Consider the following 23,309-nt stretch of genomic DNA (forward strand, 5'->3'; position numbering starts at 1 on the left):
TATGTTGCGGTGCGTCGCCGAATGCGGCGAAAACTAGGGAAGATTGACGAACGCGAGGACGGCCTCGCCGTCGCATCGGCCCCCGTCGCCGTCCCGGTACCGAAAGGCGGTCTCCGCCACCAGCAGGGGGCTGCCGCCCGCCGGCCGCCTCGGCGACACGGCTGTGAACTCCATCTCACCCGAGAAGGAACGCGGGTTGACGGGCCTGCGGAAGTTGCTGGAGAAGCGGGCGATGAGAATGTCCGGCAGCTGGCGCTTCCAGTAGTCCTCCAGCGTCCAGGAGGAGAATGGTTCAAGGAGCCTTTCCTGGACGGACTTCGCCACGAGGTAATACATCATCTGGTTGTAACAGATGTTGACTTCAACGGAGTTCAGGTGCCCGGTGTCCTTGATGTAGCAGGATTCCGGTATCGCGAATTCGCAGTGTGCCGCCACGCGTCCGGACTCCGTGGTGACTTCGGCGGAACGGACGTACGCGCAGTTCTCCTTGTAGGGCAGCAGGACTCGCGCGAGCAGGGCGTGGTCCGTCTCGTACGACCGCGCCGGCCGTGCGGTCCGAAGGGCGGACGGAACGCTCGTCATGCCGCGGCCGTCGTCTCGTACAGCTTCCGCTCGTCGTGCACCGTGACCCGGTAGGACACCGTCGGCTCGGGGGTGACGGTGTGGCGGGCCCGGTGAACGAGACTGCGGTTGTCCCAGATGAGCAGGTCCCCCTGTTCGAAGCTCTGGAGGTGGATGTTCTGGTGGCCGAAGGTGTCGTCGAGCTGGCCGGTGGCTTCGAAGAGCTGGTGCAGCAGATCCCCCTCGACCGGTTTCCCGTCCTCGTCCTCGATCCCGACGGTGAACCCCTCACTGAGGTACAGGACGGTTTCGCCGGTCATGGGGTGGGTGAACGTGGTCGGGCGGACGACAGGAGGTGTCTTCCGTTCGACCTCGTCGATGATTTCGGAGAGGGGGCGGTACACGTCGTGCGGACGGATCTTGAAGTACTTGCGCACGGTGTGCCGGCAGTACGTGTTCCGAACCGCGGACTTGAGGTGCCCGGGAAGTCTCTCGTACGCCTTTCCCATGTCGATGAAGTACGTGCCCCGGTTCTTCTCCGGTATCACCTGCGGGTAGATCAGCGTGATACCGAAAGGATCCGGCATGAACTGATAGTCGGCGTGCCAGAATTTCCCGGTCTTCGGCACCCCGATCTGCTTTCCGTCCTCGGGGACGTTGGAGGACACGAATATCTCCTCGATCTCCGGGTGCCGGTACATCGGTTCGTAGTACTTCTCCGGACGGCCGAGCCGTCTGCCGAGTTCCAGGAACCGTGGCGGGGAGAGTTCCTGTCCCTTGAGGACCACCATCTTGTGGCGGTAGACCGCTTCTTTGAGGGTGTCGATGTCCGCGGACCGGGCGGTGTCGTGGTCGAACCCCTCGACCGTGACCCCGAAAGCGCCGTCCGAGTGTGCCGAGATCTTCATCGTCGTTGCCCTTCGTGGTTCATATCGACGGTGCGGTGACTTACTGGTCCCTTTTCGTGTCGATCAGCTTCGCGGTGGCGTCGAGGGTGAGGTCCGGGCGGAGTTCGCTGTCCTCCACCGTCACTCCGAGGTCACGTTCGACCCGCATGCTGATCTCGACCAGCGTCAGGGAGTCGACATCCAGTTCGGCGAAGGTCGCGCCGGGATGGATCCGGTCGTGCGGGGCGTCGTGCAGTCTCGCGATGATCGCGACCAACTGGTCGTAGGTGGTACTCATGGAGTGGGTTCTTCTCCTCCTTCGTACGGGTGTGGTGTGGGCGGGAGTTCGGGCCAGTCGACCAGGCAGGATCCCCAGGTGAGGCCCCCGCCGAAGGCGCTGAGGAGGACACGTTCACCCGGCTGGACGATGCGGCGGGCGGCCGCGTCGGCGAGCGCCAGGGGAACGGAGGCGGCTCCGGTGTTCCCGACGGACTCGATGTTGCTCCGCAGCCGTTCCGGCGGGAGCCCGAGTTCTTCGGACACCGAGCGGAGGATGCGCAGGTTCGCCTGATGAGGCACGAAGTGGTCGATCTCGTCGGCCTTGAGGCCGGCGTGCCGGAGGGTGTCGCGCGCCGAGGCGGTCAGGTGGCTGACGGCCTCGCGGTAGACCTCCTTGCCACGCATGGAGAAGCGAAGGTCCTGGCGCGACGTTTCGGTCGTGTACGGCTGCCGTGAGCCCCCGGCCGCGACCATGATCAGCTCCTCCTGTGTGCCGTCGCTCCCCAGGTCGAAGTGGCCGACCGCGCCGGGTTCGTCGGGATCTCCCGCACGCAGGACGACGGCACCGGCACCGTCCCCGAAGATCACCGCGTTGGTCCGGTCCTGGGGGTCCACGATCGTCGAATAGGTGTCGGCCCCGATGAGCAGGACACGTTCCGCGACTCCGGCCGCGATGAGCCCCGCGGCGGTGGCCAGTCCGTACACGAACCCGGTGCAGACAGCGCCGACGTCGAACGCCGCCGCCTCGACGAGTCCCAGTCGACCGGCGACGACGGGAGCCGTCGCCGGGCAGGAGCGGTCCGGGGTGGTCGTGGCGACGATGACCGTGTCCGCGCTGCCCGTGCCGGCGGAGACCAGGGCACGGCGTCCCGCCTCCACCGCGAGATCGGAGGTCGCCTCGCCGGGCTTCGCGACATGTCGCCGGGCGATGCCGGTGCGGGAGCGAATCCACGCGTCGGTGGTGGCGAACCTCGCGGCGAGGTCGTCGTTCGTGACCACGGCGGAGGGGAGCCAGCCGGCGAGTCCGGTCAGGACGGGGGCGACGGCCGGAGTTCCGGCACGGCGTCCGTACACAGTGGTCCTCCTCGGTGTGCTGAAGGGGTGAGTGATGGGCGAAGAGTTCACGGGCGGGGACCGGCGCTCACCTGGCCGGCCCGGTCGGTGGAATGTGTGTCCGCCGCTGGGCGAGGACCATCAGCGCCCCGCAGCAGAGCCCTGCCGCGATCAGGTGCACGGCGGTACGGATTCCGTCGAGCGGCCCGGCACCCGCTGAACCCGTGATGGAGTTGGCCGACGCGACCAGGATCGCCAGGCCCAGCGCGCCGCCGACCTGAAGCGTCGTGGAGGCGAGGCCGGAGGCGATTCCCTGGTCGTCCGGGGCGACGCCGGCGGCGGCGGCGATCCACATGGCGGTCCATCCGATGCCCTGGCCCAGGCTCAGCAGGAGAAGCCCCGGCAGCAGTGGTGGATACGAACCCGAGTCGGCCAGGGCAGGACCCAGGGTGAGGGCACCCGCCGCACCCGCCAGCATTCCGCCCAGCAGTGTGCGGTGCAGTCCGAAGCGCGACACCGCCTTGGCGCCCAGCCGCGCGCCGATGGCCACGATCACGGCGGGCACCAGGAAGGCGAGACCTGTGCCGAAGGCGGTGTATCGGTGCAGCGTCTGGAAGTACAGCGTGAGGAAGTACGGCGTCGAGCTGAAGGTCGCGCCGTAGAGCGCGGTCAGGGCCATCGCCCCGACGAGCCCGCGACGGGCGAACAGACGGGGCGGGACGAGCGGGGCCCGGGACCGTGACTCCACCACCACGAAGATCGCGGTCAGGGCCAGAGCGGTCAGCGCCAGAAGGGCGGTCTCGCGCGTCCTCCAGCCCGTCTCGGGAGCCCGTACGAGGACGAATACGAGAAGGGTGATTCCGGCTGTGGCTGTCAGGGCTCCCAGGATGTCGAACCCGCCCCGCGCAGGGCGCCGGGTGTCCGCGGGGAAGAGCAGATGCCCCGCCAGGGCGATGGCACCGGCCAGTGGAACGTTGACGAAGAACACCGCCTGCCAGCCGAACAACTGCACAAGCGCCCCGCCGAGCAGCGATCCGAAGCAGAGCCCTCCCGCGCCGGCCGCCCCCCACACCGCGAGCGCGCGGTTACGGGCCGGCCCCTCGGCATAGACCGTGTTGATCAGTGAGAGCGTCGCGGGAAAGAGCAGGGCCCCGCCCAGGCCCTGGACGGCGCGCACCGCCACGAGGGTTCCGGCGGACTCGGACAGACCACCGACCAGGGACGAGGCCGCGTAGAGGAGTGCGGCCAGGACGAACATCCGACGGCGGCCCAACAGGTCGGTGGCGCGACCGCCCAGCAGAAGCAGGCCGCCGGTGGCCACCACGTACGCGCTGACGACCCATTGGAGATCCTGCGCGGAGAAGCCCAGTGCGCTCCGGATACCGGGAAGCGCCACGTACACGATGCTGAAGTCGAGTGCGATGACCAACTGCGCGGCGGCGAGCGCCAGAAGAGGTGCCCCCAGGCGGGCGCCGGTCACGGCGTCGGGCGGCTTCGTTATGGACATCCTGCGACGGCCCTCCCGGTACTCGGCGGAATCGCGGACCAGGCGGATACCCCTGGCCGGGGCCCTGGTGGCTCATCGGATGGTGGTTCACACTCCCCCGCCGGACAAGCGCTCAAGGCTCGAATCAGGACCGTCTCAAAATGGTCTTGAATCCTGTTCGTCATCCTGCATTCGGAGAGGAGGGCGCTGGGAGTTCCAACGGTCGTGAAGAACGCCGTTGAAGAACGTGTCAGCAAGGCCCGGGAGAGAGTTTATTTTCAGCCATGGAGCGCCTCTTGATGCGCTGTCAAACTGGCCTGTTCCGGCTTGAGAATTCTGGTCTCACGGCCAAGTGACGGCCGGCCGGAAGGAATCCGGGGAGCTTCGCTCCAACTCGCCCACCGTAGCCTATCCAGAGGAAGTCGCCCGGAAAACACATCCAGTTCCCGGACAGCGTGAAAGTGTGCGGCCGCAGATCAGGAGCGGGGAATCAATATACCCCTGCTCCGTATATGGCGATGGCCCGCTCCGGACGTGAGCAGCCGGAACGGGCCATGCGAAGGTGACGGGTGTCGGGGGTCGGGTATCGGGTGTTCAGTCGTCGCCCATCAGCCGCCGGATCTCGGTGAACAGAACGACCAGCGCCTCGCGTTCAGGAAGCGTGGTGTCCGGATGCCAGAGATCGACGAGCAGGCAGGTGCGCGGACGGGTCCCCGAGTTGTACGCCTCGTGCTCGAAGGAGTAGTCGAAAAGCAGGCACTTGCCCTCCTGCCAGGAACGATGCTCACCGGCGACCGTGATGCCGCAGCCGTCAGGGATGTCGACGGCGAGATGGAGATTGATGCTGAAGTTCCACAGGTCGCAGTGCGGATCAATGGCCGCTCCGGGCAACAGGGTTGAGAAATGGCATTCGAGGAGCGGGCAGATCTTCTCCGGTTCGACCGCCATCTCCTCGATGACCCGGAAAGCGGTAGGCGCGAGGGAGGCCGATTCATCGACCAGCCTTCCCCGCCGGAACAGATACAGTGCCTGCCAGTCCTTCTGCCGGGTCAGATAGTGCTCGTAGTCCGAGAAGGCGCCCTGCCGGGTTGCCCACGCCTCGCTCAGCTCGTCCTTGATCGATGGGTGGCTGGACTCCAGGGTCTCGACGACGGGCGCCAGTTCGGCGTATTCGTAGGGATCGTGCCAGGGCCTCTGCGAAAGGCCGGGCATTATCCATTTGGCGCCGCGTTGCAGCGGATGGCGTGGCTGGTTCCCGGTCTCCATCATCCGCTCCACGCGCGCGATGGAGGCCGGTCCGGACCTTCTCCTGATTTCCGCGAAGGCGTTCTCTATCTCGGCTGTCACGCGGAACTCCTCACGTTCGAGAGCGACTTTCGGCCAGCGGCAGTGTGACGCGGAAAGGCAAGCGCACTCGTCCTCGTCGCTGTCCGGCGCATCAGGCCGCCGCGCCTGTGAGGTTCGCTGTGGGCGGCCGGTGGGCCGGGTCCGTCGCTCCGGCCGCCGCGCGCTCCGCGTCGATGAGCATGCCGATCAGGTGGCCACGGGCGCGGGACACCCGGGAGCGGACCGTGCCCACCGGGCAGCCGATGGCCCGCGCGGCTTCCTCGTAGGGCAGGCCCAGCAGTTGGGTGAGTACGAAGGCGTCGTACCGCTCCGCCGGGATGGACGCCAGCAACTCCGTCAGCGCGATTCCTTCCTCGAAGCCGGGGATGCCCTGAGGTCTGGTCTTCTCCGCCGCGACGCACCAGTCGACGGTGTCGGAGACGACCGGCCGCACGGCTGCGTGACGGAGGCTGTCGATGAAGGACCGCCGGGCGATCGACAGCAGCCAGGTGCGGGCCGATGAACGGCCCTCGAACCGAGGCAGGCTGCCCAGCGCTCTCAAGAAGGTCTCCTGGGTCAGGTCGTCGGCGGATTGCGGGTCGCCGCTCAGGTACGCCAGGTACCGCCAGATGTCGCGGTGCAGGGCGCCGACGAACCGTTCCACGGCGTCGGCGTCACCTTCACCCGCGGCGAGGGCCCAGTCCGTGATGGTCGCCTCGTTCGTGGTCGGGAGGCCAGGGGTTCGTACGTCGCTGTATCTCAGGTCGGTTCGGGGCAGGGCATGCGTCATCGCCTGGTGTCCTTCTTCGGAATCCGGGTCGGTCCGGACACCGCTCGCAGGCGGCTCCGGCCCACTGGTACGGCCCCGTTCAGGCAGGGCCGGGCACCGTGGCCGCGCCGGTGAGAACCGTCGTGGTCACGGGAATCGGGCTGTCAGAGGACAGCGGTTCCCGTGGGCGGACCTCGTGTGGTGATGGCGTCGGCGAGCAGCAGCTGCCGCGATCCGCGGACGGTGCGCGCGGAATCGGCTCGTACCCGCGGCAGGACGGAAGGTACCGGCAGGGCGCCGGGCAGTCGCAGGGGGGCGACGACCCAGCCGGCACAGGCCCGCAGGCACTGGAAGGCGGCCCGCTCTCCGAACGCGAGCCAGAGGCCGCACAGCACGGCGGCGAGCAGATGCGCGGAGAGCATCCCCAACGATGTCGTGCCGCTCTGTCCGGTGCCCATGGCCATGGTGTCGGGCATGGGCGGCATCCCGGGCATCGCTTGGTGGGTGTGGTCGGCCATGGTCGCGGCGGGTGCCTGGCACAGCACGTGCCGGACCCACTGCTCCATGATCGAGCCACCGCCCGTCCCGGCGGGGCGCAGCGCCACTTGGGCCAAAGCGAACCAGGCGTGCAGAAGGGCCTGGACGGCGACCACCGCGGACAGGACCACGGGGAATCCGCGCTCCCTGCCGGTCAGAGCCCACCCCGTGAGACAGGTGATCGCGCATGCGACGAGCACCGCGGGCCATGGGACTGTCATTCCCGACATGAGGACGTGTCCCAGGGCAGCGAAAAGCACACCGACGGCCGCGAACAGCGCGGCCCTCACTCCGCGGAAGCATGGACCCAGGTGCATGGCGGAGTCATCGTTGCACCGCAATCACGCCGAGAACAGCCTGTTCCGCGATATCACTCACGGAGGACAGGAACGTCCTTCCCTCATGCGGGAAATGCGTCGGACGACCGGCGCTCGGAGTTCCCGGGAATCGGCGGGAGAATCCTCACACGATGACAAGCCCGCACAACTGCGGCCCGTGAGTGCGCCTCATGTCAGCATGGTTTTCCGAAGCGTGCGCGGGCCGACCGCCATGGCCCTGAATTCCCGCCGATTGTCCGGCGGTCGGCGGAGATCTCTTTTCTGGAGCGGTGATGGCAGACCGGCATGGGCCCTTCGTCCCGCGGGTGGTGGCATTGCTGAAGCGATGTGTGCCGCCCCCGGCACTGACCGGGTTCCTGGTCCTGCTGACGGTGGTCTTCGGGGTGTCGTACTGGGTCGGCTCGGCGGTCGGCCCGGTCGCTCCCGGCATGCACTCCACGGACACCGGGCCCCAGGGCCCGCTCGACGGTCCACGGGGCGGCGACACCGGCGGCACCGGCGATATGGGCGACGACATGGGTGACATGGGCGGTACGCATTCGGGCGGCGGACAGTGAGCACAGAGACCAGGAGTTCCACGGCGATCACCACAGACATCGTCGTCGGCGGGATGACCTGCGCGGCATGCGTGGGCCGCGTGGAGAAACGGCTGGCGAAGCTCGAAGGAGTCACCGCCACGGTCAATCTGGCCACGGGGAACGCCCGCGTCAGCCACCCGCCTGACATCGCTCCAGAGGTCCTGGTGGCGACGGTCGAGCGGGCCGGCTACACCGCTCAACTCCCCTTGCCACCCGAGCCCCAGGAGGGTGCGGAGCCGGCCGAGGAGCCCGATTCGCACGAAGCGGCCGAGGCGCGCCGGCGGCTGGTGGTGACGGCACTGCTCTCCGTACCTGTCCTGGTGCTGTCCATGGTTCCGGACCTTCAGTTCCGTAACTGGCAGTGGCTCTGTTTCGCGCTCGCCGCTCCGGTCGCGACATGGGGCTCCTGGCCCTTCCACCGCCGCGCGCTCTCGGGAGTACGGCACTCCGCGGCCACGATGGACACGCTGGTGTCGCTCGGCGTGGTGGCCTCCTTCGCCTGGTCCGCCTACGCCCTCTTCTTCGGCGGCGCGGGCGATCCGGGCATGCGTATGCCGTTCACGTTCCTGCCGTCGGCGGGCGACGGGGTTCCCCACATCTATCTCGAAGCGGCGGTCGGCGTGCCGCTGTTCGTCCTGACCGGACGCTTCCTTGAGGCGCGGGCACGGCGCGCCACGGGGCAGGCGATGCGCGCGCTCGCCGGGCTTGGCGTCAAAGACGTGACGGTGCGGGTCGACGGCGAAGAGCGCAGTGTCCCCATCGAACAACTCGGCGTGGGGCAGGAGTTCATCGTCCGGCCGGGCGAACGGGTCGCCACCGACGGCGTTGTGGTCTCCGGCAGCTCCGCGCTCGACCTGACCCTGGTCACCGGTGAGAGCGGGCCTGTCGAAGTCGCCCCCGGCCAGGCGGTGGTGGGGTCGGCGGTCAATGCCGGAGGACTGCTCACCGTCCGTGCCACGGCGGTCGGAACAGACACCCAACTCGCCCGCATCACCCACCTGGTCACCGAGGCCCAGGCCGGAAAGGCCCGCGCCCAGCGGCTGGCCGACTCGGTGGCGGGCGGCTTCGTCCCTGTCGTACTGACCCTGGCGGTCACCGTGCTCGGATTCTGGCTCGGTGCCGGAGCCGATCCGCAGGCCGCGGTCACGGCCTGTGTGGCGATCCTGGTCGTCGCCTGCCCCTGCGCCCTGGGCCTGGCGACCCCCACCGCGCTGCTGGCGGCCACGGGCCGAGGCGCACAACTCGGCGTACTGGTCAGCGGTCCGCAGGCGCTGGAGACCCTGCGGCATGTCGACACGGTGATTCTCGACAAGACGGGAACCCTGACCACGGGCCATATGGGCGTCACCAAGGTTACGGTGGTCGCCGACGGCCTGGGCGAGCGGACCGTGGTCCGGCTGGCCGGAGCGGTGGAACGAGGTTCGGAGCACCCTCTCGGCCGGGCACTCACCGCGTACGCCCAACGCGCCTGGCCCGACGTGCCGTTGCCCGAGGTGACGGAGTTCGCCGCGACCGCCGGGAGCGGTGTCACCGGTCTTGTCGACGGCCACCGGGTCGAGGTGTGCTCCCCCGGGGACGACCTGGCGAAGTCCCTGGCCGGGGCTTTGGCGGACGCGGAAGCCGCTGCGCGTACGGCGGTACGGGTCCGGGTCGACGGGGTGGACGAGGCGCTCATCGTCCTGGGGGATGTCCTGCGCCCCGGGAGCTACCGCGCGGTCGACCGTCTCAGGCGCCTTGGAGTGGAACCCGTCCTGGCGACGGGCGACCGCGAGGCCACCGCCGAGGCGGTCGCCGCCGAACTCGGCATCACCGAGGTGCACGCCCGGTGCACCCCCGAGGGCAAGGCCGATCTCGTCCGCCGGCTGCGCGAGGAGGACCGCCGCGTCGCGGTGATCGGAGACGGTGTGAACGACGCCGCCGCCCTCGCGGGCGCGGACCTCGGCATCGCGATGGGAAGCGGCGCGGACGTCGCCATCGGAGCGGCCGACGTGACGCTGGTGCGCGGCGACATCGAGTCGGTCGCCGACGCGATCGGTCTCGCCAGACGGACTCTCGGCACCATCCGAACCAACCTGATCTGGGCCTTCGGCTACAACGTCGTCACCGTGCCGCTCGCGGCCGTGGGGTGGCTCAACCCGATGGTCGCCGCCGCGGCGATGTCCGTGAGCTCCCTGCTCGTGGTGGGCAACAGCCTCCGGCTGCGCGGCTGGCGGCCCTCGCGCGCCCCGAGAGGCGGAGCGTGTACGACGCAAGGAGCACCGCGGCGATGACCGACAGCCCCTCCCAGGAGACCTCGACGGATTGGCACATCACGCGCGAGCGGCTGCGCGACGGTTTCTATGCCGGGCTCATCCCCTGGACCGCCTGCGTAGTGGCGCTGGCGGGTCTGACGCAGTGGGTCGGGGCGGAGCAGGCGGGCAGGCCGCCTGCCCTTGAGGTCTCCGATCCGCATGTCTTTCTTCCGTACAGCGACAACACGGAGACGGCGGCGTTCTTCACCGTGACGAACAAGGGCGGCGTGGACGACGCGCTCGTGTCCGTGACATCGCCCGCCATCTCGGAGGCCATGCCGAGCCGCCACCGGAGCAACGGAGGAGGCGGCGACTCCATGGGAATGGCGGACTCGGCGACGGTTCCCGCCGGGGCGGCGCTGACCATGTCGCCGTACGGCCTGGACGTGATGGTCACGCTGAAGGAGGGGACCCGCTGGAACGAGGGTGACGCCGTCCCGTTCGTCCTTCACTTCCGTCACAGTGACAGCGTGAAAGCGGTTGCGACCGTGGTGCGCCCGGGTAGTTGACGGGTCAGTCGACCGGGCGCGTCAGCGTCCCGGGGCTCAGGCGCGCCGCCACACCGTCCCGCGCCGCTCGTACTCCAGCACCGTCTCCACCCGCTGCGCCAGTTCCGCGCCCACGAACCGCTCCACCAGCCAGAGCGCGACGTCCAGCCCGGAGGTGATGCCGCCTCCGGTGACCAGGTCGCCGTCGTCCACCACGCGCGCGTTGATCACCGTCGTGCCCTGGGCGGCCAGATCGGCTTTCGCCCCCGAGTGGGTGGTGGCGTTACGTCCCTTGGTCAGCCCCGCGGCCGACAGCACCATGACGCCGGTACAGATCCCCACCGGCAGCGCCTCCGAGGCGGCGAGCCGGCGCAGGAATCCCCGGTCCGCGACGACCTGGTTCACGCCGGGCCCGTCCTTGGCCGTGTACCCGCCGCCCGGCACCACGAGCACATCCGCCTCCCGCGGAGACCAGCCCTTGTCCACCTCGACCTTCGTGCCGTACGTGCAGGCGATCGTGGCCGGCCGCCCGGTCGTCACCATCGTCGTCGTCAGCGCCCCGCCGCTCGCCCGGCCGGCGAGCCCCAGCACCTCGACCGGGGCGATGAAGTCCTGCTCCTCCACGCCGTCGAACATCAGCACCTGCACCCGCAGCGGATTCGCCGCCGAAACGGCCGACGCGCCCTCGCTCATCGCCCCAACTCCGGCTGCGGCACCGGCGGACAGAGCCGAAGCGCGCAAGAACGTACGTCGTTCCATGACCGACCTCCCTGGATTCGTCTTTCGCATCAGAAGTCGGCAGGCTTCCGTGTTCAGTTCCTGGGCCCGGCCAAGTTGTGGGGGTGACTGCCGAGTCCGGTCGTTCAACTCCCCCGAAAAGTTCCCGGAGATGGTGAGGTTTTTTGAATGCCCGTGAAATACGGAGGCACCGGATCGCTGTCTTCCGCGTTGGGGAAATCGTCGTTACTCTCCACCGCTAAGAGCGGTACAGACCAACATTGCCGCGGGTTGTTCACCATCGGTGTCCCGTGGCATGCCGTACGGAAAACCGGAGTTGAGCAATGGCGAAGTCCTCGGGATCGGTGACGCCTTCTACGCGTCAGGGGAAGGAGCGTGCCCGTATCGACTGGGCCGGTCTGCGTGCCGATCTGCGAGGCGCGGTGCCGGACGCCTCACTGGCCCTGGTGGTCACCCTGTTGATCTACTGGCTGCTCTACGTCCGCGTGGAGAACGGGACATCGGCGACCCTCAAGCTCATGCCGGACATGGCGAACGCGGGCGAGTTCTGGATGTACTGGATGTGCCAGGCGTTCGGCTGGTCGGCGATGCTGTGGGCCTACGGGACGCTGATATTCGGGCTGTTGCGTTCGGGGCCGAGACCCCGCTGGCGCCGGCTGCCCGCGGCGCGGCTGGAGAAGTGGCACCGCACCACGAGCCTGACCACCATCGGTCTGATGTTCATGCACGCTCTCTTCTTCTTCACCGACCAGATCCGGACCAACCAGGACCAGTGGTCGCTCGGACGCAGCGTGTGGACCGCGTTCGTCGACGTGTTCGTCCCCGGCGGGTACGCCACGGGCACCGGCCGTGTCGCCATCCTGATCGGCCTGCTGGCGATGTATCTGGCCGTTCCGCTCGGCCTCGCCTTCTACTTGCGGCACCGGACCGGCTCGCGCATGTGGCTGGCCCTGCACCGCTTCGTCATCGTCGTCTACATCCTCAGTGCCTGGCACACCCTGCTGTACAGCAGCCAGGCATGGTTCGACGGCCCCTTCCGCACCGTGGTGTGGGCTCTGCAGATCCCGATCGCCGTCCTGCTCCTGGCCCGTCTGATGGCACCGGCCCGCCCCGGCGAGCGCCTGCGCCTGCGCGGCCCCCGGCGTCGGGACGTCGCGCTGCCGCTGAGTGCGAGACTGCTCGGGAGGATCGTGGTGGTGGCCACCATCCTGGGGCTGGTGGCGGTCGTCGTCACCGGCGTGGACGGCGGGCGCTCCCCCGAGGCCGGCGCTCTCGTGCCGTGGCCGCACAAGTGGGTGATCTGGGCGGGCCTGGCGCTGTTCACGCTGGCCGTCGTCGCCGTTGTCCTCAGGCTCCGTCCCCGAGCTGCCGCTACGGCGAAGCCCGCGGCCCCCGCGGAGGAGCGCGCGACGGACACGGCCGACCGGGCCTGACGCGAGGACGCCGACGACTCGTCCGCCAGGCCGAGCAGTCCCGCGACACGTCAGGCGTACGTGTGAAGTCGGTGCGTCACGCGTGGTCCGGCCGGGCGCGCCGTTGCGGGGTCACCCAACCACCTGAACATAAGGTGCGGTCGCAGGGAGGGGACCCAGCCGCGTTTCGGCGCACCGGACGAGATTCGAAGAGGACCCATGGCCGTAGAAATCCCGCCCCTGATCAAGCCGGCCCGATTCAGGCGGCGAGCGACTCTCGCCGGGGAATGCCTGGCGGAGTTTCTCGGGACGTTCGTCCTCATCTCCTTCGGCTGCGGTGTCGTCGCGATGACCGTCGCGGCCCTGCCCGGTTCAGGCCGTACGGAAGGGCCCACCACGTTCTTCCTGGGCTCCGGCGACTGGCTGCTGGTCACCTGGGGCTGGGCGATGGCCGTGGTCTTCGGTGTGTATGTGGCCGGCGGGGTCAGCGGCGCGCACATCAACCCGGCGGTGACCCTGGCATTCGCCGTGCGGCGCAAGTTCGCCTGGGCCAAGGTCCTCCCGTACTGGGCGTCCCAGCTCACCGGGGCGTTCGCCGGCGCCGCGCTCGTCTTCTGGGTCTACCACGACGCGATCCACGCCTTCGACCTCGTGTCGAAGGACCCGAAGACCAACGGGCACACGAACGCGACGTTCTCCATCTTCGGCACCTTCCCCGCGCCGTACTTCAACGGCGGCATCTGGGGACCGCTGATCGACCAGATCGTCGGCACCATGTTCCTGGTGATGCTGATCGTCGCCGTCGTCGACCTGCGCAACACCGCGGTGAAAGCCAATCTCGGTCCGTTGATCATCGGGTTCGCCGTCGCGGCGATCGGCATGTCGTACGGAGCGAACGCCGGCTACGCCATCAACCCGGCCCGCGACTTCGGCCCCCGGCTGCTCGCCTACGCCGCCGGCTGGCAGGACCTGGCGATGCCCGGCACCCTGTCCGGGTCCTTCAGCGATTACTTCTGGATCCCCCTCGTCGGGCCGCTGATCGGCGGAGTGATCGGAGTACTGCTGTACGACCTGTTCATCGGCGATGTCCTCCATATCCGCGCGCAGCGGGCCATCCCGCAGGAAGTGGGCGAGACACGGCCCGAGAAGGGGACGGACGAGGGGTAGCGCCACCGGGGCGGGCACGGGGAACCGTACGTCGCTGCCGCGGCTCTGAGCACGGAGCACGGTGACCTCCCCACGTGGGTGCCGTCGCGGTCAACGCACCCTCCACCGTGGTCAAGCGAAGGCCGCTCCCCCGTGGTCGGGGAAGCGGCCTTCGGACGGGTCAGGTCAGCCGGTGACGGAGGCCTTGATCGTCTTCACGGTTCCGGAGGGGAGTGCGACCCGGGCGGACGCGTAGAGCTCAAGAGGGCCGGCGAGACCGGGCATGGTCCGGGTCACCGTGGCGGACCAACTGCCGGTGCGACGCGTGCAGGACGGGTCGCAGAGGTCGCTGGTCTTGAAGGTGTTGGTCCCGTTCATGACGGTACCGACCCGGACCCAGCGCGGCTCGATCCATTTGCCGGCGGCCGGAGTCACCGTCAGCTTGCCGCGCTCCTGCATGGTGTCGCGGTAGCCGCGTTCATGCCGGTAGACACAGAACTTGCCGGCGACGTCGGTGGCGCATTTCTCGGCGACCCGTGCCCAGCCGCTCCAGGAGGCGGCGGCGTCGAAGAGATAGCCGCCGGTGGTCTCGCCCCGTGCGACGTACGTCCCGGCGGTGGTCTTGACCGGCGACCACTTGGAGGTCCACGCGGAAGTCTGCTGGGAGCAGCCGCCCGCGCAGACCTGGCTCAGGGCGCCGTCCGAACTCCACGTGTACGTGGTCGGCTTCATCCAGTTGCCCGCGGTGGGGGTGACCGTCATCCTCGCGCGGTAACCGTTGACCGCGCCCGCGTCGGTGACGCGCTTCTGCACCTCCGCGCAGACCGAGCCTCCCGTGACGGTCTTGCAGTTCTTGTCGTGGGCTTGCCAGGTGGACGCGGCCTGGGCGGCCGGTGCGCCGGCAAGGGCGCCGCCGGCCACCGCGGCCGTGGCGCCGACGGCGACCAGCGCTCTTCTGAGTTTCCGCAAAGATTTGTTCCTTCTGTGTGGACCGCCGGTGCGCGGCGGTCCTTCTGTGTAGACCGCCGGTGCGCGGCGGCTGTTGCGTCGGACCGCGGCGGGCCGGGGGGCGCCGACTACGGTCGCGTTTCGCCGGACTCGGGGACCTGGACATTCATCGTCCACCGCACCGTGTCCGGCGCCTTGATCGAGACCTGGCCCTTGCGTGGCTTGGAGAGGTTGAGTTCATGTGCGTAGTAGCTGACTTCCCCGCTCTTGCAGTCAGTTGAGAAAGTCGCCACGGTATCGACGACGACGTCCACCATCGGCGATCCCGAATCGGCCACGCAGTTGAGCGAAATCCAGGTGACGCCCTTATCGAGCCGCACCGGGCTGAACTCATCACTGCCACGCGTGGGTCCTTCGGACAGGATCTCCGTGAACCCCATCTCCACGTCGGGCGTGGACAGCGCCGGTGGCGCCTTGGGCACCGCGGGCGATGGGGTGTCGGAGGGGGCACCCCGCGTTTCCTCGCCGTTGGCGCAGGCCGCGACCGTGGAAAAAAGGGCCGCGGCTGCCAAGAACGCCACCGTCCGCCGCATCAGGAACTGGTCTCCCAGTACCGGAATCCCTGCTTGGAGTTCGATATCTTCGCGGTCCCGGTCTTGCGCTGCGACTTCTTGCAGTTGGGGAGCGTGAGGTACTTCTCCACGCGGGCGGTGTGCCCCCACGATCCGTACTGCACGTTGCCGTACTTGTTACGCGAGATCTTGTGCGAGTAGCTGTGCTTGGTGTTCCACGAGGTCTTGACGGCGGCGCCCGCGCTGACCTCCGCCTTCGCTTCGGCGACAGCGGCCTTCGCGGTGACCCCGACCGTGCCGCTGACCGAGGTCTCGAATTCACCTGCCTTGATCTTCTCGACGGTTATCGTCCCGCCGCGCCCGTCCTTGTAGACAGGACCCTTGCCGTGGTGCTTGGACTTGTAGCCGTAGACGTTCTTCACCCAGACCCGGTCGCACCTGCCAAGAGGGCCCGCTTCGTCCCCCGATTCGGCGACCGCGGACGGCGCGCCGACGAGAACACCGCCGAGCAGGCCGGCCAGAACGACTCCGGCCGCGGCGATCGACTTCGCGCGCCCTTTTCGGATTCTGATCAATTCTGTTCCACCTTCTGAATTCCGGGCCATTGCCAGTACGGGCAGGCCCCCGCGTCTGAGAGATGGGCAGACTGCCCCCGTTGACTCTCAGCGCTTGTCTCGGACCTCGAATTGCTCCCGAAATTCCCCCGGGGCGGTCCGGTACCGAAGATTACGTGACGGCCCGGAGAAAGGCATGTCACGCGAACAGGTGACAAGGGCCGGCGCCCGGCGTCCCGCCCGGCGGCCGGCCCGATGTCCCGGTGCGCTACTCGCGGTTGGCGAGCGCGTCGGCCGGTGAGGTGCGGAGCGCCTGGCGGGTGGGGAGTTCGATCGTGAGGAAGGCGATGGTCACGATCGTGAGCGCGATCGCCGGAAGCAGCCAGACCGGACCCGCCGGCCAGGGCCGGCCGAGGAAGCCGCTGCCCAGGAGGGCGAGCGGGATCGCGGAGACGGCCAGGCCGGCGACGAGCGCGGCGGTGGCGATCAGCGCGGCTTCGCGCCGCATCATGGCGCGGATCTGGCGCGGGGTGGTCCCGTTGAGCCGCAACGTGGCGATCTCGGTGCGGCGTTGGGCCGTGGTGGCGGTGAGCTTGTTGGCGATGGAGAGGAGGAGGTAGCCGAGGAGTACGGCGATGGTGGCGAGGTTCACCCAGACCTCGGGCGGCGCGTCGCTCAGCCCGGCGCCGGTGGTGTCGGCGGGTTCGAGCGAGAGACCGGGGCGGGCGGCGGCCAGGGCGGCGAGGTTGTCGTGGGCCGTCGCGGAGTCGTCGGTGCGGATGAGGATGCTCTGGTCGAGGCGGGTGGTGGTGTGGTCGATCGCGAGATCGCGGGAGACGACGACGGGGCCGAAACCGAGGCCGCGGTCGTAGACGGCGACCACTCGCGGGGTGACACGCGTGCCGTCGCCGAGGATCAGACTGATCCGCTGCCCGACGTTCGCGTCGCGCGAGGTGGCGACATCACTGCCGACCGCGACCGTGTCGCCGGTGAGCCGGGCCAGGCTGCCGGAGCGTACGCCGAGGTCGAGCACGCCCGGCGCGGCGGGGTCGAGGATCATCGCGGACGCGGACTCGACGACGGGGTCGCCCAGTTGCTCGTACGGCCAGAGGACGGTGGTGGTGGTGACGGGAGCCGCCTCCCGTACGCCCGATGTGTCCCGTACGGCGGCGAGCGTGCCCTCGGGCATTCCGCCGAGGCCCGGCGCGGTCAGGCGTTCCTGGGCGAGGGTGCCGGCGCGGACGTCGTTCGTGGTCGCGGTCAGCACCGTGGTCTGGGCGAGGGTGTAGGTCAGGGTGAAGACGACCGCCATGGCGAGGGTGCTGACGACGCCGGCGATACGGATGGCGTAGCCGCGGACGTTGGACATCGCCAGCCACGTGGCGGGCGAGGCACCGGCCGGCAGACGCCGGGCCAGCGTGTCGCTGACGCTCCGGACCAGGGCGGGGCCGGCCATGGCGAGGCCGATCGCCGCGATGATGCCGGCGATGGAGGTCGCGGTCGCGCCGAGCGCGGTGCGTGAGAGCAGCGGCACCACCGAGAGGGTGGTCGCGGCGACGACGAGCAGCAGGCCGGCGCGGGTCCGCAGCGGTGAGGGGTTACGCGGTTCGCTGCGCGACTCGGCGACGGCTTCGGTGGCGGGCATACGGGACGTGCGCCGGGCTGCCCCCCGGGCGGACACCTGAACTGCCAGGGCCAGCAGGAGAATGGTGGCCAGGGCGGGAAGCGGGCTGTATGTCAGCGGGAGCGCCTCCGGGAGTACGCCGCGCTCGACGAGCATGCTCCGGAACTGGCCGGCCAGCAGATAGCCGAGGGGTATGCCGGGTACGAGCGCCAGGGCGGCGATGACGGTGGCCTGGTCGGCGGCGAGGCGGCGGATCTGCTTCGGGGTCGCGCCGACGGCGCGCATCAGGGCCAGTTCGCGTCGCTGCCCGGCGATGGCCACGCCCAGCGCGCCGGCCATGACGAATCCGGTGATCAGCAGGATGATGCCCGCGAGCGACGAGGAGAGCAGGATCAGCAGGGACCGTGCGGCCACCGTGTCGGGGGCCGCGAGGTCACCGCGGTCGGAGCCGGTGGCCACCACCAGTTCGGGGGCGGGCAGTTGGGACTTCTCGTCCCGCTGCTCGGGGTGGCGCGGCGCGGCGTCGCGGAGTTCGGCGCGTACGGCCGCCGCGACCGTGTCGGTGGCGCCCGGCTCCGTACGGAGGCCGATCAGGTCCACCGTCCCGGACCGGAATCCGCCCTCGTCGCCGGCCAGTTGGGCGGCGGTCCGGTCGGCGAAGAGGACACCGGCGCCCGGCGCGTCTATCACCGCCGAGACGCGGTAGTCGGCGGCTGCGCGGCCGGCCGCGACCACGCGGACCTCACTGCCGGGCTTCACACCCGCGGCGGCGGCGATGTCCCTGTCCACGGCGATCTCGCCGGAACCGGCCGGCTTCCCGCCCTCCACGTCCGGACCGCCGGCCAGCAGCCCGAGAGAGGACCAGTTGTGTCCGGCCGTCCTGGGGTCATCGACGGGCACCGCCCGCCCACGGGCGTCGAGCAGCCCGACGGGGAAGCTGATGTCCCCCACCGCGGCGGTCACACCCGGCAGTTGGGCCAGCCGCTCGACCAGCGTCGCGGGTACGGTACCGCGTTCCGGCAGCGCCAGCGGCAGGTCCGGGCCGCTCCGGAAGGTCTGGTCGGCCGACACCACGACGTCGGCGCCGCCGAGCCGGCCGGGCGGCAGGTGGGAACGGAGTCCCGACTCCGTCAGGACGCCCGTGCCGGTGATCAGCGCCGCGCCGCCGAGCACCGCGCACACCACGGCCAGCAGAGCGCTGATCCGGTGCCCGGCCATCTGTACCGCGAGACGGAGCATGATCAGTTCTCTCCCAACGCGACGAGCCGGGCGGCCAGTTGGGGAGCGGTCGGCGCGAGCAGGGTGTCCACGACACGGCCGTCCGCCATCACCAGCGCCTCGTGCGCCTGCGCGGCGGCGGCCGGGTCGTGCGTGACCATCACCACCGTCTGACCGAGCTCGTCGACGAGCTCACGCAGCAGGTTCAGCACCCCGTGGGCGCTGCGCAGATCCAGCGCACCGGTCGGCTCGTCGGCGAACACGACGGCCGGTTTGGCGACCAACGCCCGTACGATCGCGGCGCGTTGCTGCTGTCCGCCGGAGAGTTCGGCGGGCCGGTGGCTCAGTCGGTCGGACAGCCCCACCCGCTCCGTCAGGGTGTGCAGCCACTCCCGGTCCGGGGCCCGCCCCGCCAGGCGCAGGGGCAGGGTGATGTTGTCCGCGACGCTGAGGGACGGGACGAGGTTGTAGGACTGGAAGACGAACCCGAGGCGTTCGCGGCGCAGTTCGGTGCGGCGGTTCTCGTCGAGACCGCCGATCTCCTGGCCGTCGATCCGCACGCTTCCGCCGGTCGGCGCGTCGAGCCCGGCGGCGCAGTGCATCAGGGTGCTCTTGCCGGACCCGGACGGTCCCATCACGGCGAGGAACGTGCCGCGTTCCACGGTCAGTGACACGTCCTGCAGGGCGGTCACTCCGCCCGGGTACGTCTTGCCGAGGTTCACCAGCGCGATGGCGGGTGCGTGGCCCTGGCCGTAACCCTGGTCCCGTCCATACGCCTGCCCCTGCCCCGGTGGCTGGCCGAAGCCGGTGTTCGCCACGCGCTTCTCGGCCCTCCCGGTGGGCGCCCTCATCGCCCTCATCGCCGGCCCCGCAGGCGCTGGGCGACGAGCGCCGTCACGCAGAGTGCGGTGATGGCACCGCACACGAGGTGGACCGGCGTACCGGAGCCGCTGTACGAGGCGACCATGTTGCCGACCGCGCTGATGACCAGCACCAGCCAGAGCAGGGTGCGTACCACTCCGGCCCCGGTGGCCTCGGTACTCGACTCGTCGTGGCTCCCGGCCGAGCCGCTGGGACGGTAGGGGTCGGTGTGGGTCATGAGGGTTTTCCTCTTCCCGCTCGGTGGTGTCGCGCTGTCGTCACCGACGCTATGAATCGGCACCCCGTGCGGCCGAGCCCGCCTGCTCCCCAGTCGTTGGTACAGCCTGCTGTACTCATCGGCCGTCCGGCTGGCGACCGGCTCGGCGGGCCGCATATGGTCGCTGCCGAAGGAGGGGTGCATGCCGACCCAACGCAGCACACTCGACGGGGCCGCCGGTCCCGAGGCCGCCGACGCCGGGACCGGCGTCCGGGACATCGTCGTCCGGGCCGGCGCCGCCGCCCTCGTCGCGCTCGAAAGGCTCGCGGGCGGGTTCGGTACGGCCCTGCTCGCGTTCTTCACCCTCGTCTGGCTGGCCGTCTCCGCCGTGACCGCCCTGGTCGGCGTCGGACTGCTCATGGCACCCCTCGGGCTGCGCCTCCTGCACTCCGTCGCCAACCGCGAACGCGGCAGGCTGAACCGCTGGGGCCCCGAACTGGTCGGCCCCGGCCCCGCCCCCACCCAGCTCCGTCCCGCCCTCACGGACCCCACCACCCGCCGCGAGCTGAGCTGGCTCGTCCGCCACGCCACGGCCGGGCTGTTCCTGGGGCTGATCGGCGTACTGCTGCCGCTCTGCGCGATCCGCGACAGCACCTTCCCCCTCTACTGGCGGCTGATGCCCGACGGCGCCACCAGCACCTCCATCGGGCTGGGGGTCGCGCACGGCTGGTCCGACGTAGTCGCCGTCGCGCTGCTGGGACTGGGGTGGATCGCCATCATCATGGGGCTCACACCGGGGATGGCCAGGCTCCAGGCGCAGCCGGGCCGACGGCTGCTGTCCGCCGGACCCGACGCGGACCTGTCGCTGCGGATCGCGGAGCTCACCGCCACCCGGGCCGCCGCCCTGGACGCACACGCCACCGAACTGCGGCGCATCGAACGCTCGTTGCACGACGGCACCCAGAACCGGCTCGTCACCGTCACCGTGCTGCTCGGAGCCGCGCGGCGCATGGTCGCCCGCGATCCGGCCGGCGCGGACGAGCTCCTCGAACGCGCCCAGAGTTCCGCCGAGCAGGCGCTGGCCGAGCTGCGCTCGGTCGCCCGCGGCATCCTGCCGCCCGTACTGACCGACCGCGGGCTCGAAGGCGCGCTCGCCGGGCTCGCCGCGTCCTGTCCGGTCCCCTGCCGGATCGATGTCGAGGCGCCCGAGCGGCGCGCGGCGTCCGTCGAGGCGACCGCCTACTTCGTGGTGGCTGAGGCGCTGACCAACATCGCCAAACACAGCGGTGCCGAGCAGGCCGGCGTCACGGTGCGCGGCGGTGGCGGCAAGCTGCGCCTGAGCGTCAGCGACAACGGCCGGGGCGGCGCTGACGAGAACGCCGGATCCGGCCTCATCGGCATCCGCCGCCGTATCGCCGCGCACGACGGCACTCTCACCGTGGCCAGCCCTCCCGGCGGCCCCACGACCATCGAGGTGGAGCTCCCATGCGGATCGTGATAGCCGAGGACGACCCGCTGCTGCGGGAAGGGCTCGCCCTGCTGCTGCGCGCGGAAGGTCTGGACGTGGTGGCCACGGCCGGGACCGCCGACGGGATCCTCGACGCCATCGACGAGCACAAGCCGGATGTCGCGATCCTCGACGTACGGATGCCGCCGACACACACCGACGAGGGGATCGTCGCCGCGGTCGAGGCCCGGCGCCGCCGCCCCGACCTGGCCGTGCTCGTCCTGTCCGCGTACGTCGAGCAGAGCTTCGCCACGGATCTGCTCAGCGGCGGCGTCACCGGCCTCGGGTATCTCCTGAAGGAGCGGGTCGGCCGCGTCGAGGAGTTCCTGGACGCGCTGCGCCGCGTGGCGGACGGCGGGACCGCGATCGACCCCGACGTCGTCGCGCAGCTCTTCACGCGCAGCCGCGACGACACGCGTCTGGAACGGCTCAGTCCCCGGGAACGCGACGTTCTCGCCCTGATGGCCGAGGGGCTGGGCAACTCGGCCATCGCCGGGAAGCTCTTCGTCACGGACGGCGCCGTCCACAAACACATCCGCAGCATCTTCGCCAAGCTCGACCTGTCGCCCACCGACCAGATGGACCGGCGGGTGGCCGCGGTGCTGCGCTATCTCGACGACGTCCGCCGCCGCGGCTGACGCCCCACGCGCCTCGTCAGGTCAGTGAGGTGAGCGGGAGCGGGGTGAAGCGGATGGCCTCGTACGCGGTGGCCGTCCCCGTCTCGTACAGGATCCCGACGTGTTCGCCGTCCAGCTGTACGAGGTCGGAGTAGGCGGCCTTGGCGTCGGAGAGCCGGTATCCGGTGGACCAGGTCGCGCCGCCGTCGTGGCTCGCACGCACCGTCATCCACGCCCGGTCGCGGGGGTCGGCGGGTGAGGCCATCAGCAGCGGGGCCCCGGCCCGGCCGGTGACCTGGAGGAGGCTGCCCTGCACGGGCGGCGCGGTGATGCCTTCGGCCGCATCGAAGGGGCTGTCGAGCGTGGCTCCGCCGTCGCGGCTCCAGGCGTGGACCCGGTTGCCGGGGGCGCTGCCCTTCTGGTCCCGGGCGTTGAAGTAGACGGTCCCGTCGGGGAGTTGGGCGACAGCGGTCTCGTTCACATGGAGGGTGCCCTCGTCCGCCGGGTCGACGTAACCGATCCGCCAGGTCTCCCCGCCGTCGTCGCTGAGCAGGGAGTGCCCGGCGTAGTGGCTGGGCTCGGCTCCCGTGTCCGTACTGCCGTCCGCCGGGGCCACGGAGTGGTTGGCGCCGACGACGAGACGGCCCGCGCCGGGGCCGGCGGTCAGCTCGACGCCGTGGCCGGGGCCGGTGGCGTACCAGCGCCAGCCGTCCCGCTTGACCTGCCCGGTGATCTCACGCGGCGCGGACCAGCCGGCGCCCGCGTCCGTGCTCACCTGCACGTACACCCGGCGGCCGTCCTCGGGGGCGGCCTGGCCCGTCATGATGGCGGACTCGGTGGCGTCGCCGCCGTTGCGCGTGGTCAGCAGCACCAGACGCCCGCTGTCGCCGACAGCAACGGGCACGGGGTTGCCCAGCGTGTCCTGCCCGGAGTCCGCGACCGGCCGCAGCTCGGACCAGGTGCATCCGCCGTCGTACGAACGCCGCCGCACCACGTCCACATCGCCGTGGTCGGCCTTCCCCAGCCGCCGCCCCTCGGCGAACGCGACCAGCACCTGCCGCCCGGAACCAGGCTCCTTCACCGCCACCACGGCCGGGATCCGGAACGTGTCGTAGCCGCCCTCCCCGGACACGAACACATCAACGGCACCACACTCCCCCGCCGTCCGCGCTCCGTCGGCCCCGTTCGTCCCGTTCGCCCCGGAGTCGGTTCCCGATCCCATCTGACACCCCGCGATCACCATTCCGATCCCCGCAACGACCAGCCGCCCCGCCCACCCCACCACACGACTTCTCATCTCTC

At 70.1% G+C, this 23,309-nt stretch carries 23 protein-coding genes; 7 read left to right on the top strand and 16 right to left on the bottom strand.

The features are described from left to right. Positions 1–33 precede the first annotated feature (33 nt). The 8 genes from ACFWV8_RS02520 to ACFWV8_RS02555 form a co-directional block, all read right to left on the bottom strand. The gene (locus ACFWV8_RS02520; RefSeq protein ID WP_384197268.1) at positions 34–582 is read right to left on the bottom strand and encodes an FcoT family thioesterase; all 549 of its coding nucleotides are present in this window, start codon (positions 580–582) and stop codon (positions 34–36) included. Further along, the gene (locus tag ACFWV8_RS02525) at positions 579–1,469 is read right to left on the bottom strand and encodes a TauD/TfdA dioxygenase family protein (RefSeq protein WP_384197270.1); all 891 of its coding nucleotides are present in this window, start codon (positions 1,467–1,469) and stop codon (positions 579–581) included. Before ACFWV8_RS02525 ends, ACFWV8_RS02520 begins: the two co-directional genes overlap by 4 nt. Before the next feature lie 40 nt (positions 1,470–1,509). Continuing rightward, entirely contained in the window at positions 1,510–1,746 is a 237-nt protein-coding gene (locus ACFWV8_RS02530) for an acyl carrier protein (protein WP_384197272.1), read from the bottom strand. Then, positions 1,743–2,801, bottom strand: a complete 1,059-nt coding sequence (locus ACFWV8_RS02535) for a beta-ketoacyl-ACP synthase III (protein WP_384197274.1) — start codon at positions 2,799–2,801, stop codon at positions 1,743–1,745. The genes ACFWV8_RS02530 and ACFWV8_RS02535 overlap by 4 nt, the downstream gene beginning before the upstream one ends. A gap of 67 nt (positions 2,802–2,868) precedes the next feature. Beyond that, the gene (locus ACFWV8_RS02540) at positions 2,869–4,287 is read right to left on the bottom strand and encodes an MFS transporter (RefSeq protein ID WP_384197275.1); all 1,419 of its coding nucleotides are present in this window, start codon (positions 4,285–4,287) and stop codon (positions 2,869–2,871) included. A gap of 573 nt (positions 4,288–4,860) precedes the next feature. Further along, positions 4,861–5,613 carry an aspartyl/asparaginyl beta-hydroxylase domain-containing protein gene (locus tag ACFWV8_RS02545; protein WP_384197277.1) on the bottom strand — a complete coding sequence of 251 codons (753 nt, stop codon included), beginning with the start codon at positions 5,611–5,613 and terminating at the stop codon, positions 4,861–4,863. 91 nt (positions 5,614–5,704) lie between these two features. Then, complete coding sequence (locus ACFWV8_RS02550) at positions 5,705–6,382, bottom strand: sigma-70 family RNA polymerase sigma factor (RefSeq protein ID WP_384197279.1); 678 nt, start codon at positions 6,380–6,382, stop codon at positions 5,705–5,707. A 143-nt stretch (positions 6,383–6,525) separates the two neighbouring features. Next, positions 6,526–7,119, bottom strand: coding sequence for a hypothetical protein (locus ACFWV8_RS02555; RefSeq protein ID WP_384197281.1), 594 nt, complete (start codon positions 7,117–7,119; stop codon positions 6,526–6,528). 389 nt (positions 7,120–7,508) lie between these two features. On the opposite strand from ACFWV8_RS02555, the gene ACFWV8_RS02560 reads away from it, so the two are divergent. The 3 genes from ACFWV8_RS02560 to ACFWV8_RS02570 are packed head-to-tail and all read left to right on the top strand — an operon-like array spanning position 7,509 to position 10,614. After that, positions 7,509–7,793, top strand: a complete 285-nt coding sequence (locus ACFWV8_RS02560) for a hypothetical protein (RefSeq protein WP_384197283.1) — start codon at positions 7,509–7,511, stop codon at positions 7,791–7,793. 53 nt (positions 7,794–7,846) lie between these two features. Then, a complete protein-coding gene (locus ACFWV8_RS02565; RefSeq protein WP_384197504.1) occupies positions 7,847–10,084 on the top strand; it encodes a heavy metal translocating P-type ATPase in 2,238 nt (745 codons plus the stop codon). Continuing rightward, positions 10,081–10,614: a copper chaperone PCu(A)C gene (locus ACFWV8_RS02570; RefSeq protein ID WP_384197285.1), complete on the top strand. Its 534-nt coding sequence runs from the start codon at positions 10,081–10,083 to the stop codon at positions 10,612–10,614. Before ACFWV8_RS02565 ends, ACFWV8_RS02570 begins: the two co-directional genes overlap by 4 nt. Positions 10,615–10,650: 36 nt before the next feature. Here ACFWV8_RS02570 and ACFWV8_RS02575 read toward each other — a convergent pair whose 3' ends face one another. Beyond that, positions 10,651–11,352: a DJ-1/PfpI family protein gene (locus ACFWV8_RS02575; protein WP_384197287.1), complete on the bottom strand. Its 702-nt coding sequence runs from the start codon at positions 11,350–11,352 to the stop codon at positions 10,651–10,653. 302 nt (positions 11,353–11,654) lie between these two features. On the opposite strand from ACFWV8_RS02575, the gene ACFWV8_RS02580 reads away from it, so the two are divergent. Both ACFWV8_RS02580 and ACFWV8_RS02585 read left to right on the top strand, forming a co-directional pair. Beyond that, a complete protein-coding gene (locus tag ACFWV8_RS02580) occupies positions 11,655–12,764 on the top strand; it encodes a ferric reductase-like transmembrane domain-containing protein (protein ID WP_384197289.1) in 1,110 nt (369 codons plus the stop codon). 198 nt (positions 12,765–12,962) lie between these two features. Further along, on the top strand, positions 12,963–13,910 hold the full coding sequence (locus tag ACFWV8_RS02585) for an MIP/aquaporin family protein (RefSeq protein ID WP_384197290.1): 948 nt from the start codon (positions 12,963–12,965) through the stop codon (positions 13,908–13,910). A gap of 165 nt (positions 13,911–14,075) precedes the next feature. Here the strand turns inward: ACFWV8_RS02585 and ACFWV8_RS02590 are convergent, their stop codons facing one another. From ACFWV8_RS02590 to ACFWV8_RS02615, 6 genes are all read right to left on the bottom strand, one after another. Beyond that, a complete protein-coding gene (locus ACFWV8_RS02590) occupies positions 14,076–14,858 on the bottom strand; it encodes a hypothetical protein (RefSeq protein WP_384197292.1) in 783 nt (260 codons plus the stop codon). Positions 14,859–14,965: 107 nt separating this feature from the next. After that, complete coding sequence (locus tag ACFWV8_RS02595) at positions 14,966–15,409, bottom strand: hypothetical protein (RefSeq protein WP_384197294.1); 444 nt, start codon at positions 15,407–15,409, stop codon at positions 14,966–14,968. Positions 15,410–15,429: 20 nt separating this feature from the next. Beyond that, a complete protein-coding gene (locus tag ACFWV8_RS02600; protein ID WP_384197295.1) occupies positions 15,430–15,984 on the bottom strand; it encodes a hypothetical protein in 555 nt (184 codons plus the stop codon). Positions 15,985–16,231: 247 nt separating this feature from the next. Continuing rightward, on the bottom strand, positions 16,232–18,826 hold the full coding sequence (locus ACFWV8_RS02605; RefSeq protein ID WP_384197297.1) for an FtsX-like permease family protein: 2,595 nt from the start codon (positions 18,824–18,826) through the stop codon (positions 16,232–16,234). A gap of 2 nt (positions 18,827–18,828) precedes the next feature. Next, positions 18,829–19,656 carry an ABC transporter ATP-binding protein gene (locus ACFWV8_RS02610; protein WP_384197299.1) on the bottom strand — a complete coding sequence of 276 codons (828 nt, stop codon included), beginning with the start codon at positions 19,654–19,656 and terminating at the stop codon, positions 18,829–18,831. Between the two features lie 5 nt (positions 19,657–19,661). Then, a complete protein-coding gene (locus ACFWV8_RS02615; RefSeq protein ID WP_384197301.1) occupies positions 19,662–19,904 on the bottom strand; it encodes a hypothetical protein in 243 nt (80 codons plus the stop codon). Positions 19,905–20,085: 181 nt separating this feature from the next. Here ACFWV8_RS02615 and ACFWV8_RS02620 point away from each other — a divergent pair, with 181 nt between their 5' ends. Continuing rightward, positions 20,086–21,381, top strand: coding sequence for a sensor histidine kinase (locus tag ACFWV8_RS02620; RefSeq protein WP_384197302.1), 1,296 nt, complete (start codon positions 20,086–20,088; stop codon positions 21,379–21,381). Then, positions 21,369–22,028 (top strand): response regulator, encoded by a 660-nt coding sequence (locus tag ACFWV8_RS02625; RefSeq protein ID WP_384197303.1) that lies wholly within the window; start codon positions 21,369–21,371, stop codon positions 22,026–22,028. Before ACFWV8_RS02620 ends, ACFWV8_RS02625 begins: the two co-directional genes overlap by 13 nt. Positions 22,029–22,044: 16 nt before the next feature. On the opposite strand, the gene ACFWV8_RS02630 is transcribed toward ACFWV8_RS02625, so the two are convergent. Continuing rightward, a complete protein-coding gene (locus ACFWV8_RS02630) occupies positions 22,045–23,145 on the bottom strand; it encodes an exo-alpha-sialidase (RefSeq protein WP_384197305.1) in 1,101 nt (366 codons plus the stop codon). Between the last annotated feature and the right edge of the window lie 164 nt (positions 23,146–23,309).

Origin of the sequence: Streptomyces sp. NPDC058665, from assembly GCF_042714995.1 — a bacterium.
In the GTDB taxonomy this organism is placed as follows: domain Bacteria; phylum Actinomycetota; class Actinomycetes; order Streptomycetales; family Streptomycetaceae; genus Streptomyces.

Bases quoted from the DNA above. Each gene is read 5' to 3' on its own strand.
- ACFWV8_RS02615 (WP_384197301.1), bottom strand. From the start codon at position 19,904: ATGACCCACACCGACCCCTACCGTCCCAGCGGCTCGGCCGGGAGCCAC.
- ACFWV8_RS02570 (WP_384197285.1), top strand. From the start codon at position 10,081: ATGACCGACAGCCCCTCCCAGGAGACCTCGACGGATTGGCACATCACG.
- ACFWV8_RS02560 (WP_384197283.1), top strand. From the start codon at position 7,509: ATGGCAGACCGGCATGGGCCCTTCGTCCCGCGGGTGGTGGCATTGCTG.
- ACFWV8_RS02580 (WP_384197289.1), top strand. From the start codon at position 11,655: ATGGCGAAGTCCTCGGGATCGGTGACGCCTTCTACGCGTCAGGGGAAG.
- ACFWV8_RS02550 (WP_384197279.1), bottom strand. From the start codon at position 6,382: ATGACGCATGCCCTGCCCCGAACCGACCTGAGATACAGCGACGTACGA.
- ACFWV8_RS02585 (WP_384197290.1), top strand. From the start codon at position 12,963: ATGGCCGTAGAAATCCCGCCCCTGATCAAGCCGGCCCGATTCAGGCGG.
- ACFWV8_RS02525 (WP_384197270.1), bottom strand. From the start codon at position 1,469: ATGAAGATCTCGGCACACTCGGACGGCGCTTTCGGGGTCACGGTCGAG.
- ACFWV8_RS02610 (WP_384197299.1), bottom strand. From the start codon at position 19,656: ATGAGGGCGCCCACCGGGAGGGCCGAGAAGCGCGTGGCGAACACCGGC.
- ACFWV8_RS02575 (WP_384197287.1), bottom strand. From the start codon at position 11,352: ATGGAACGACGTACGTTCTTGCGCGCTTCGGCTCTGTCCGCCGGTGCC.
- ACFWV8_RS02530 (WP_384197272.1), bottom strand. From the start codon at position 1,746: ATGAGTACCACCTACGACCAGTTGGTCGCGATCATCGCGAGACTGCAC.
- ACFWV8_RS02605 (WP_384197297.1), bottom strand. From the start codon at position 18,826: ATGCTCCGTCTCGCGGTACAGATGGCCGGGCACCGGATCAGCGCTCTG.
- ACFWV8_RS02540 (WP_384197275.1), bottom strand. From the start codon at position 4,287: ATGTCCATAACGAAGCCGCCCGACGCCGTGACCGGCGCCCGCCTGGGG.
- ACFWV8_RS02520 (WP_384197268.1), bottom strand. From the start codon at position 582: ATGACGAGCGTTCCGTCCGCCCTTCGGACCGCACGGCCGGCGCGGTCG.
- ACFWV8_RS02555 (WP_384197281.1), bottom strand. From the start codon at position 7,119: ATGACAGTCCCATGGCCCGCGGTGCTCGTCGCATGCGCGATCACCTGT.
- ACFWV8_RS02625 (WP_384197303.1), top strand. From the start codon at position 21,369: ATGCGGATCGTGATAGCCGAGGACGACCCGCTGCTGCGGGAAGGGCTC.
- ACFWV8_RS02565 (WP_384197504.1), top strand. From the start codon at position 7,847: ATGACCTGCGCGGCATGCGTGGGCCGCGTGGAGAAACGGCTGGCGAAG.
- ACFWV8_RS02620 (WP_384197302.1), top strand. From the start codon at position 20,086: ATGCCGACCCAACGCAGCACACTCGACGGGGCCGCCGGTCCCGAGGCC.